The following is a 10568-nucleotide window of genomic DNA, read 5'->3' as shown; positions in this document are numbered from 1 at the left end:
CCCTCCCTCCCTCATGCTCCGGTCTTCACTCGCCGAACTGTGAGAAGTGCAGCCATTTCTTCTGCCGAAGCGGTGCTTAACTCACAGTTCGGCGCGCTGTTTGGGCAGGGAGGAGGGCGCCGGGGGTGGCGTCAGGCCTGCTCGCGGGCGGCGCCGTCTGCCGCGCGCACCACGAACAGGTCGGGCGCACCGAATCCGCGGGCCGCAAAGGCGGACGTGACGGCGGCCGAGACGACCGGGACCAGGGCATGCGGGGTCAGGGCGATGGCCGCACCGCCGAAGCCGCCGCCGGTCATCCGCGCGCCGATGGCACCGGATGCCCGGGCGACCTCGACGGCGAGGTCGAGCTCGGGAACCGAGATCTCGAAGTCGTCCCGCATCGACACGTGCGAGGCATCCAGCAGGGCGCCGATCGCCGTCGGGCCCTCTTCCCTCAGGGTTCGCACGGTGTCGAGCACGCGTTGGTTCTCGGTGATCACGTGACGCACCCGGCGGAAGGTCTCGTCGTCGAGCAGCTCACCGGCCCGGGCAAGGTCGTTCACGTCGAGGTCTCGCAGCGACGACACCCCCATCAGGCGCGCACCGTTCTCGCAGGATGCCCGGCGGGAAGCGTAGCCGCCGGTGGAGTGGGCATGGCTCACCCGGGTGTCGATGATGAGCAATTCGAGGCCGGCCGCGTCGAAGCCCAGCGGGATCAGCTCGGCGTCGAGGCTCCGGCAATCGAGGAACACGGCCGCGTCGGCCCGGCCGAGCAGGGATGCGGACTGGTCCATGATTCCGGTCGGCGCCCCGACCGCACGGTTCTCGGCGAGCTGACCGACCCGAGCGAGCATGGGACGGTCCAGTTCGAGCTCCCAGACGTCAGTGAGCGCGACGGCGACCGCGCTTTCGATCGCGGCTGAGGAGGACAGCCCCGCGCCGATGGGCACGTCGGAGTCGATGAACACCTCGAAGCCGGGAACGACCGCGAGGTCGGCACCGAACTGGCCGAGGGCCCAGGCGACACCCAGCGGGTAGGCGGACCAGCCGCCGAGGTTCTCCGGGGTGAGATCGTCCAGCGACAGTTCGACGGTGTCCTCGGCGAACGAACTGGCCACCCGGATCAGGCGGTCGGTGCGCAGTCCGAGCGCCACGACCGTGCGCCGGTCGATCGCGAACGGGAAGACGAAGCCGTCGTTGTAATCGGTGTGCTCACCGATGAGGTTGACTCGGCCGGGGGCCGACCAGAGCCCCGCCGGCGACTGGCCGAACCGGGACTCGAAACCTGCGGTTGCCGTGTGGTTGAGGTCGCTCATGACTGGGCCTTTCCGGGAAGGGTGGTGGCCCGCGCGGCGGGGCCGGTGGCATCCGCGGCGGCGTCGGCCGCATCGGAGCGTTCGAGTGCCGCGCGAATCGTGGCTGCGGCCTGCTCCGGCGTGACGTCGCCGATCCAGGCGCCCATGGCGGCCTCAGAGCCGGCCAGGAACTTGAGCTTGTCCTCGGCCCGGCGAGGGCTGGTCACCTGCAACATCAGCCGGATCTCGTCGCGGCGGGTGTTCACCGGGGCCTGGTGCCAGGCGGCGATGTACGGCGTTGGCGTGGCGTAGATGGCGTCGATACCGCGCAACAGCCGACGGTAGAGCACGGCGAGTTCGTCGCGTTCGGCCAGCGTTGTGCCGGCGAAGTCCGGCACGTGGCGGTGGGGGAGCATGTGCACCTCGATCGGCCACCGGGCCGCGAACGGAACGAACGCGGTCCAGTGCTCACCGGTCAGGATGACCCGCTCTCCGGCCTGCTCCGTGGCGAGGATGTCGGCGAAGAGGGTGGGCCCGTAGGAGTCCAGGGCGGCGATCACCCGCTGGGTGCGCGGCGTGACGTAGGGGTAGGAGTAGATCTGGCCGTGCGGGTGGTGCAGGGTGACGCCGATGGCCTCACCGCGGTTCTCAAAGGGGAACACCTGCTCGATCCCGGGGAGCTGCGCGAGTGCGTGGGTGCGTTCGGCCCAGGCCTCGATCACGGTGCGGGCCCGGGTGGCCGACAGGCTGCCGAACGAGCCCTCCGTGGCCGGGCTGAAGCAGACGACCTCGCAGCGGCCGACCGAGGTGCGGATGCGACCCAGGCCGATCTCGGTCAGGTCGTCGAGGCCGGTGGGGGCGTCGTCGTCGGTCAGCAGCGGCCCGAACGACGGGGACTTGTTCTCGAACACGGCCACGTCGTAATTGCTCGGCACCTCCGAGGGGTTCTCCGGCGTCGACGGCGCAAGTGGGTCGAGGTGCGCCGGCGGCAGGAATACCCGGTTCTGACGTGCCGCGGCGATCGACACCCATTCCCCGCTCAGCGGGTCCTGGCGCATCCGAGCCGTTGCGGGCCGCGGGTCGAGTTCGCGCAGGTCTGCGGCGCGTTCCGGCGGGAGTGTGCTGTCCGGGTCATCGAAGTAGATGAGGTCGCGGCCATCCGCGAGAGTATGGCGGTGACGGATGATGCCGGTGTCGGCTACGAAGCTGTCTGTATTCATGGCACTGACCACGATAACAAATTTGCGTAACTGAAACTAGTGGTTTCGGATTGAAAACCAAAGCAAACTAAGTGAAGATTGAGTCATGTCGGAATCCCCGCAGGACCTTGCCCCGGAGTCAAACCCCGATCGGGAGGCCCTGCCCCCGCACCAGCGGCGGGAGCGCATCCAGATGCTCGTCGAGGAGCGCGGCTTCGTACGGGTCAGCGAGCTGCGCGAGGCTTTCAGGGTGTCAGGGGTGACCGCGCGGAGCGACCTCGACGCGCTCGAAGCCGCCGGCTCGGTCCAGCGCGTGCACGGTGGCGCCGTGCCGGTTCCCGCGACGGGAACCGGGCCGCGGCTGGACCGGGAGCCCTCCTTTGAGGAAGCGCTCGCGGCATCCGTGTTGCCCAAGCAGCAGATCGGCGTGCTCGCCGCCTCGCTCGTCTCGAGCGGGCAGAGTGTGATTCTCGACGTGGGCACGACCACGCTGGCCGTGGCGCGGGCCCTGCTCGCCCGCACCGAGCTGACCGACGTCGTCGTCATCACCAACGGTCTCAGCATCGCACTCGAGCTCGAACCGGCCATCCCCCGATTCACGGTGATCGTCACCGGTGGCTCGTTGCGCCCCCTGCAGCACTCCCTGGTCGAGCCGCTGGCCGCGACCGTGCTCGGCCAGGTGCACGCCGACCTGGCCTTCATCGGCTGCAACGGGGTGGATGCCGACCGCGGTGTCACCAACGTCAACCTCCCGGAGGCCGGGGTCAAGACGCTCATGCTCGCGGCCGCGACCCGGGCGATCATCGTGGCCGACGGATCCAAGCTCGGCCGGGTGCACCTCGGGCGCATCGGCGCGCTCGCCGCCTTCGACACTCTCGTCACGGATGCCGACGCCTCGCCGGACCGACTGGCGCCCCTTCGTGACGCCGGTCTGACCGTTCTCCAGCCGCACTAGGCTTAACCCATGCGAGCAGCGACAGGCACACAGTACGAGTTGCGGGCGGCGACACCGAGTGGACCTGCCCTGGCGATCGTCACCGAGGTCGGCGCCGGTCTCCGGGCGTATTCCGTAGACGGAATAGACCTGGTCGAAACCTTCCCCGCCGAGGTGATTCCGCCCAAGGGCGCGGGCATGGTGCTGGTGCCCTGGCCGAATCGCATCCGTGACGGCGTGTGGCTGCACGACGGAGTGGAGCAGCAGCTGGCTCTCAACGAGCCGGAGGAGCACAACGCCATCCACGGCCTGCTCGGTCTCTCGCCCTATCGACTGCTCGACCGCAGCACGTCGGCCGTCACCCTCGCCGCGACGGTGTTCCCCCAGAGCGGCTACCTGTTTCAGCTCGATACCACGGTCAGCTACGCCCTCACCGACAACGGGCTCTCCGTCACCCACACCGTGCGCAACGTCGGGACGGATGCCGCCCCGATCGCCATCGGGGCCCACCCGTACCTCAAGATCAGCGGGGTCCCCACCGAGGACCTCACCCTGACCGTGCCGACGCGCACGCGCATCGAGGTAGACGAGCGGTTGAACCCGGTCGGCGAAGCGGCCGTGGACGGCACCGACTACGACCTTCGAACCGGACGATTGCTGCGCGACCTCAACCTCGACGACGGCTTCACCGTCACGATGCGGGAAGTCGCCGACGCCGGTACCGACGCCGGTACCGACGAGCTGGAAGCCGACGTACTTGACGTCGATGAACTTGACGTCGACAGGGCTGCCGTGGAGCACACGTTGACCGCGCCGGACGGCCGCAGCGTCAGCGTCTGGGGGGACGAGAACATGCGTTACGTGCAGGTCTTCACGCCTCGCGTCTTCCCCGTTGCCGGGGCCGCCGGGCAGACCCCGGGGCTTGCGGTCGCGGTGGAGCCGATGACGGCACCGGCGAACGCGTTCAACACCGGGGCCGGACTGCGCTGGCTGGCACCCGGCGAGTCCTGGACGGTGCGCTGGGGCATCCGGCACAGCGGCCTGTCCGTCTGAGCCGCGCGCCGAATCCCGGCTGACAGGAAAACGCCCACGGGGACGCCCGCGACTGCGGCGAGCGTTCCCCGCGGGCGTCCGGCCGACGTCCTGACGGTTCGGGGCTAGGAGAGCACGTCCTTGACCAGTTCCTCGGTCTCGCTGTGGGAGATGAGCGAGAGCACATAGCCGCCGGCGAGCAGGGCGAACGGCAGTGCCACGAGGACCCAGCCGATCGGGCTCAGCCCCCACGAGGTGACCGTGGGGTCGACACCCTCGGCGACCGTGCCGGCGAGCAGACCGAAGCGGCTCATCAGCAGGTACTCGCCGAGCACAAGGCCGATCGCCGCGAGGACCGGTGCGATGACCGTCTGGAACAGGTTCTCACTGCCCTTGTTCCGGTTGAAATAGACGATGACGGCGATGCAGACGAGGAGTTCGATCAGCACGATCGAGACGACGGCAAGCCCGCTGAACCAGTAGAACATGTTGAGCACCGGGTCGAGCTGGAAGATCGCGAAGACGGCGATGACGAGCCCGGTGACGACCGACGTGACCACGGATGCCGTGCTCGGCGCGCCTCGTCGGTTCACCCGGCTGAGCGGCGCGGGCAGGGCCCCGCCGCGAGCCAGCGCGAACAGGTAGCGGCTCGCCGCGTTCTGGAAGGCGAGCAATCCGGCGAACAGGCTCGACAGCACGAGAATCCCCATCAGGGTTGCCATCCACGGACCGACGTACTGCGAGGCGAGGGCGAAGAGCACCGCGGCCGGGTCGGCCAGCGGTACGCCGTCGAGGGTTGAAAGCTCCACGGTCTTCTCGACGACCGAGGACGCGCCCATCCCGGTGACCATGGCGAAGGCGGTGACGGCGAAGAGCACCGTGATCACGCCGACGGCCAGGTAGGTTGCACGTGGCACAACGGTCTTGGGGTCCTTGGACTCTTCGCCATAGATGGCCGTGGCCTCGAAGCCGATGAAGGAGGCGAAGGCGAATGCGAAGGCAATACCGGCCGAGCCGGCGAGTCCGCCGGCCAGGATCGCCGCCGGGTTGAAGGATGCCCAGAAGTTGATTCCCTCCGGCCCGCCGTCGGCGAGGATCGCGACCGACGTGACGACGAGGGCCGCGAGCTCGAGGAGCATGAGAACGCCGAGGACCTTGGCGCCCACGTCGACGCTGAGCAGGGAGAGCAGGGTGACCACGACCCAGGCGAGCAGCGTCCAGGCCCACCAGGGGAGCAGTCCGACCTGGGCGGCCAGGACCCCGCCGAAGAACCCGTAGACCGCGAGCTGGATGGCCACGTAGGCGAGGATCGACACGAATGCCGACGCAGTGCCCAGGTGTTTGCCGAGGCCACGGCCGACATAGGCGAAGAAGGCGCCGGCATTGGTCACTCGTTGGCTCATGGCCGCGTAGCCGACGCTGAAGAGCAGCAGGGTGATGCCGACGATGAGGTAGGCGCCGGGGGCGGCCGCGCCGTTGCCGAGCACGATCGCCACGGGAACCGCGCCGGTCATTCCGACGAGCGGAGCCGCTGCGGCGACCACGAAGAAGACGATGCCGATGACCCCGAGCCGCCCCTTGTGAAGGGCAGTCTCGGGTTCGGCCTCGATGCGGGTAGTCGTCATGGGTTTACTCCTCATTGAGATCACAACGGAATGCGGGTGGAGAGGGCGCCGGGCGATGGGGTGCGGCTTGCATCCTTCGCCTGCGGGTCCGCTCTGACGACTCTGCCCGAACGCCGGGGAGCGGACTTGCCTTTCCGGGTACGCCAGTTGACGACCAGCGACGAAAGGGGCGCCGGACTCCCGGTCAACCGCGGCGGTAGCTGCTTGGCGGTTCGCCGAACGCCGTGCGGAAGATCCGACTGAAGTGGGCGGCGTCGATGAATCCCCAGCGTGCGGCGATCACCCCGACCGAGCGCAGCGTGAGAATGGGGTCGCGGAGGTCCCGGCGGCAGTGTTCGAGCCGCCGAGCCCTGATCCAGCCGGACACCGTGGTGTCGGCCGCGTGGAACACGTTGTGCAGCTGCCGGAGGGAGATGAAGTGCGCGGCCGCGATCGCCGCGGGCGACAGTTCCGGGTCGCCGAGTTCGGACTCGATGTAGCGGTGGATGCTCGCGAGCAGGTCGCCCCGGGTCCCGGGCTGCGGCTCGCGACGGATGCTCAACTCGCTCTCGAACATCGTCGCGACCAAATCGACGGCGTTGTAGGCGAGCCGATGCCCGGTCGAACCGGAGAGAGCGTCGAGGTTCTCGGCCAGCTGCACCATGAACGGACTGATCAGCCGGCCCAGTCCGGCATCGCCGGCCATTCTGACCGCGGTCAGCTGGGCGACGGCATCCGCCGGCAGGTCGAGTGCGTCGTGGGGGAACATGAGCACGAGGGTGCGGAAATCCTGTTCGAAGGCCAGGGTGTACGGCCGGTTCGTGTCGTAGACGGCGAGGTCGCCCGGGCGCAGGGTGGCCTCGCGGTTGTCCTGGACCAGGATTCCGCTGCCGGAGAGCTGCAGGTTGAGCTTGAAGTATTGCCGGTGGGACTTGGAAATCAGCGCTGGGGTGCGCAGGACCTGGTGGCCGTTGGCGGTGACCTCGACGATGGAGAGATCGTCGAGCACCCGTGAGCGCAGGGTGCCATGGAAGTCCCTGGCGTCCGAGCGCACCTCGAGCGGTACGAAGGATTCGGAGACGAGGGTGCGCCACTCGCCGAATGTGTTGGCTTCGGCGCTCAGCACGGGGTCGTAGCTGCGGACGGCCGTGGCCGGTCGGGTCTCGATAGTCACCGTCACGTGGGCTCCTTTGCCGTCGTGTCCAGACAAGCTGTTGCTGTAACTTAGCCGGGTTCGCCGGGAATGTCACTCTTTTTTCCACAAACGTCGAAAAACGCGTGGCGGGTTAGTCGCCGGTGGCCAGCAGCTGGAGATAGCCGTCGAGCTGAGTGATCAGCTGGTTCGGTGAGTGCTCGGCGGGCGAGAGGGCTGCGGTGATCTGGGCGCCGAGCACCACCGTCATCAGGTGCCCGATGATGTCCGTGTCGCTGACCCGGGTGTGGACCTCGCCGCTCGTGCGACATTCCGTGAGCAGGACGAGCAGGGCCTGCCGCCACTGCAGCATCGAGGCATCGTGTAGGTCCGCCTTGGTGGGGTCGCTGAGTGCCTTCTGCCAGAACGGGATGACGATCCGGGCCTCGCTGATCCGCACGTCGTCGAGCGGAAGGATCTCATGGCAGTAGGCCCGCAGGGCGACGAGCCCGCTCTTGCCGGCCGTGGCGGCGCGCATCCGCTCGCTGGTCTGGCTGAAGACGTGGCCGAAAGCAAAGGTGAGCAGGTCGTCCTTGGTGGGGAAGTAGGGCTTGAGGGCTCCGTTCGCGAAGCCGGCCTCCGCCGCGATTTCGCGCATCGTTGCACCCTCGATGCCGTGCCGGGCGATGATGCGCCAGGTCGCGTCGACCAGCTCGACCCGGCGCTGATCGTGGTCGACAACTTTGGGCATGCGTCCCCATCTCGAAAACGAACTCACAGGAATTGACTCTTGCCCCCGAGCATAGTGAGCCCTATTCTTCTACAACCATAGGAAATAAATGCAGTGACGCATTTGGATGCCCCGTGCATTCACCTGCCTGGCCCACAACCTCGAAAGGGTTCCCATGACACTCGCTTCCACCGACGCCCCCGTCGCAGCGCCACCCCTGGACGGAGCGCACGCGCTCACCACCGTCGCCGAACTCGAATCCGTCCGGGGCATCCTGGCCGAAGCCGGCCTGCTCGGGGAGAGCGTGCGGGTCGCCTACCTCGGCCTGCTCGACCCGCCGCGGGCAACGGTTCCCGAGGAGCCGGACCGGCGCTTCCGGGCCTTCCTGCACGATATTTCCGGTGCGGCGCCCAAGGATGTCACCGTCTCGGTGACCCGGAACGCGGTCGAATCCGTGGTCGAGCTCGACACCGCGGTCACAGGCGAGCTGCCCGTGCTCGAGGAGGAATTCGGCGCAGTCGAGGAACTCCTCGGCCGCGACGAGCGCTGGCTGGCGGCGCTCGCCGCGCGCGGACTGGATGTCGCCACCGTGCGGGTCGCTCCGCTGTCGGCCGGCGTCTTCGAATACCCCGAGGAGAAGGGCCGGCGCATCCTGCGCGGACTCGCCTTCGTGCAGGAGTTCCCCGAGGACAGCCCGTGGGCGCACCCGATCGACGGCCTCGTCGCCTACGTGGACATCGTGAGCAAGACCGTCGACCAGGTCATCGACTACGGCGTGGTGCCGATCCCCGCCGAGCACGGCAACTACACCGACCCCACACTGACCGGCCCGCTCCGCGAGACGCTCAAGCCGATCGAGATCACCCAGCCAGAGGGCCCGAGCTTCACCGTCACCGGTGGCAACCACGTGGAGTGGGAGAAGTGGAGCCTCGATGTGGGCTTCGATGTGCGCGAGGGCGTCGTGCTGCACAACATCGGCTTCGACGACGCAGGGGTGCGCCGGTCGATCATCCGCCGGGCCTCGATCGCGGAGATGGTCGTGCCATACGGCGACCCGGCGCCCGTGCGTTCGTGGCAGAACTACTTCGACACCGGCGAGTACCTGGTCGGCCAGTACGCCAACTCGCTCGAGCTCGGCTGTGACTGCCTCGGTGAGATCACCTACCTCAGCCCGGTGATCACGGATGGCTTCGGGAACCCCCGCGAGATTCGCAATGGGATCTGCATGCACGAAGAGGACTGGAGCATCCTCGCCAAACACAGTGACCTGTGGACCGGAATCGAGTACACCCGGCGCAACCGCCGCCTGGTCATCTCCTTCTTCACGACCATCGGCAACTACGACTACGGGTTCTACTGGTACCTCTACCTCGATGGCACCATCGAATTCGAGGCGAAGGCCACCGGCGTCGTCTTCACGAGCGCGTATCCGGGCAAGGGCTACCCGTATGCCTCGGAGCTGGCCCCTGGGCTCGGTGCACCGTTCCACCAGCACCTGTTCAGTGCCCGGCTGGACATGGCCATCGACGGACTGACCAACCGGGTCGAGGAAGAAGAGGCCGTTCGCGTGCCGATGGGCGTCGGCAACGAGCGCGGGAACGCGTTCAGCCGTAAGCGCACGGTCCTGGCCAGCGAGGCGGACGGGGTGCGCGAGGCCGATATGCGCAGCGGTCGCACCTGGCTGGTCTCGAACCCGAACGTGCTCAACCGGCTCGGCGAGCCGGTCGGCTACAAGCTCTACCCGCAGGGGCAGCCGACGCTGCTGGCCGACGAGGAGTCGTCGATCGCACGCCGGGCAGCGTTCGCGACCAAGGACCTCTGGGTCACCCGCTTCGCCGAGGACGAGCGGTATCCAACCGGCGACTTCGTCAACCAGCACGCGGGTGGCGCAGGCCTTCCGGCCTACATGGCGGCGGACCGCGATCTGGATGGGCAGGACATCGTGCTCTGGCACACCTTCGGTCTCACCCACTATCCACGGATTGAAGACTGGCCGATCATGCCGGTCGACACCGCAGGCTTCAAGCTCAAGCCGGAGGGCTTCTTCGGTCGCAGCCCGGTGCTCGACGTGCCCGCAAGCACCCCGGCCACCCCTGAGGATCACTGCCACTGCTGACCCGTCGCCCCCGGTGGTCGAGCCGCGGTGGTCGAGCCTGTCGAGACCGGGACCCGCGCCGGGGGTCGAGCCCCGGTGGTCGAGCCTGTCGAGACCGGGACCTGCCCCGGGGGTCGACCCGCGGTGGTCGAGCCTGTCGAGACCCGGTGACCCCGGTGGTCGAGCCGCGGTGGTCGAGCCTGTCGAGACCAGCCCGCCCGGTGGTCGAACCAGTGCGCGGTCGAGCGCCGGTGGTCGAACCAGTGCGCGGTCGAGCGCCGGTGGTCGAGCCTGTCGAGACCCCAAGGTCAGCGTCACCCTGCGCGTTCGGCCTTGCTCTTCAGTGGGATGAGGGTTTGGTTCGGGTCGACGGTGACGGGTGGTTTCAGCCAGTACTGGTTGCCCTCTCGGATGATTTCCCAGCCCTGGTTGTGCAGTAGTAGGTGGTGGGGGTGGCAGAGGCAGGTTCCGTCGGCGGTGTCGGTGGTTCCGTTGAGTGACCAGTCGTTGAGGTGGTGGGCTTCGGTCCAGGATGGGGGTCGGTCGCAGTCGGGCCAGATGCAGCCGC

General features: G+C 68.1%; 8 protein-coding genes and 1 pseudogene. 3 read left to right on the top strand and 6 right to left on the bottom strand.

Annotated features, from left to right (window positions below):
* Positions 1-131: 131 nt before the first annotated feature.
* Both galK and galT read right to left on the bottom strand, forming a co-directional pair.
* Entirely contained in the window at positions 132-1295 is a 1164-nt protein-coding gene (gene galK, locus QMG61_RS17035; RefSeq protein WP_283495527.1) for a galactokinase, read from the bottom strand.
* Positions 1292-2494 carry a galactose-1-phosphate uridylyltransferase gene (galT, locus tag QMG61_RS17030; protein ID WP_283495526.1) on the bottom strand — a complete coding sequence of 401 codons (1203 nt, stop codon included), beginning with the start codon at positions 2492-2494 and terminating at the stop codon, positions 1292-1294. The genes galK and galT overlap by 4 nt, the downstream gene beginning before the upstream one ends.
* A gap of 85 nt (positions 2495-2579) precedes the next feature.
* Here galT and QMG61_RS17025 point away from each other — a divergent pair, with 85 nt between their 5' ends.
* Both QMG61_RS17025 and QMG61_RS17020 read left to right on the top strand, forming a co-directional pair.
* Positions 2580-3428: a DeoR/GlpR family DNA-binding transcription regulator gene (locus QMG61_RS17025; RefSeq protein ID WP_283495525.1), complete on the top strand. Its 849-nt coding sequence runs from the start codon at positions 2580-2582 to the stop codon at positions 3426-3428.
* Positions 3429-3437: 9 nt separating this feature from the next.
* Positions 3438-4460 (top strand): aldose 1-epimerase family protein, encoded by a 1023-nt coding sequence (locus QMG61_RS17020; protein WP_283495524.1) that lies wholly within the window; start codon positions 3438-3440, stop codon positions 4458-4460.
* Positions 4461-4564: 104 nt separating this feature from the next.
* Here QMG61_RS17020 and QMG61_RS17015 read toward each other — a convergent pair whose 3' ends face one another.
* The 3 genes from QMG61_RS17015 to QMG61_RS17005 form a co-directional block, all read right to left on the bottom strand.
* Entirely contained in the window at positions 4565-6064 is a 1500-nt protein-coding gene (locus QMG61_RS17015) for an APC family permease (protein WP_283495523.1), read from the bottom strand.
* Between the two features lie 184 nt (positions 6065-6248).
* A complete protein-coding gene (locus QMG61_RS17010; RefSeq protein ID WP_502847058.1) occupies positions 6249-7223 on the bottom strand; it encodes an AraC-like ligand-binding domain-containing protein in 975 nt (324 codons plus the stop codon).
* Between the two features lie 106 nt (positions 7224-7329).
* A complete protein-coding gene (locus QMG61_RS17005) occupies positions 7330-7926 on the bottom strand; it encodes a TetR/AcrR family transcriptional regulator (RefSeq protein WP_283495522.1) in 597 nt (198 codons plus the stop codon).
* 154 nt (positions 7927-8080) lie between these two features.
* Here QMG61_RS17005 and QMG61_RS17000 point away from each other — a divergent pair, with 154 nt between their 5' ends.
* Positions 8081-10021: a primary-amine oxidase gene (locus QMG61_RS17000; protein WP_283495521.1), complete on the top strand. Its 1941-nt coding sequence runs from the start codon at positions 8081-8083 to the stop codon at positions 10019-10021.
* Between the two features lie 293 nt (positions 10022-10314).
* Here the strand turns inward: QMG61_RS17000 and QMG61_RS16995 are convergent.
* Positions 10315-10568: pseudogene (locus QMG61_RS16995) on the bottom strand (hypothetical protein); the annotation flags it as partial.

This window comes from Cryobacterium sp. PH31-AA6, from assembly GCF_030063195.1.
Lineage (GTDB): Bacteria > Actinomycetota > Actinomycetes > Actinomycetales > Microbacteriaceae > Cryobacterium.
This window is presented reverse-complemented; position numbering and strand designations above follow the sequence as displayed.

What these genes read in the sequence shown, in the direction of transcription:
- QMG61_RS17025 (WP_283495525.1), top strand. Translation starts at nt 2,580, where the DNA reads ATGTCGGAATCCCCGCAGGACCTTGCCCCGGAGTCAAACCCCGATCGG.
- QMG61_RS17020 (WP_283495524.1), top strand. Translation starts at nt 3,438, where the DNA reads ATGCGAGCAGCGACAGGCACACAGTACGAGTTGCGGGCGGCGACACCG.
- QMG61_RS17005 (WP_283495522.1), bottom strand. Translation starts at nt 7,926, where the DNA reads ATGCCCAAAGTTGTCGACCACGATCAGCGCCGGGTCGAGCTGGTCGAC.
- QMG61_RS17000 (WP_283495521.1), top strand. Translation starts at nt 8,081, where the DNA reads ATGACACTCGCTTCCACCGACGCCCCCGTCGCAGCGCCACCCCTGGAC.
- galK (WP_283495527.1), bottom strand. Translation starts at nt 1,295, where the DNA reads ATGAGCGACCTCAACCACACGGCAACCGCAGGTTTCGAGTCCCGGTTC.
- galT (WP_283495526.1), bottom strand. Translation starts at nt 2,494, where the DNA reads ATGAATACAGACAGCTTCGTAGCCGACACCGGCATCATCCGTCACCGC.
- QMG61_RS17015 (WP_283495523.1), bottom strand. Translation starts at nt 6,064, where the DNA reads ATGACGACTACCCGCATCGAGGCCGAACCCGAGACTGCCCTTCACAAG.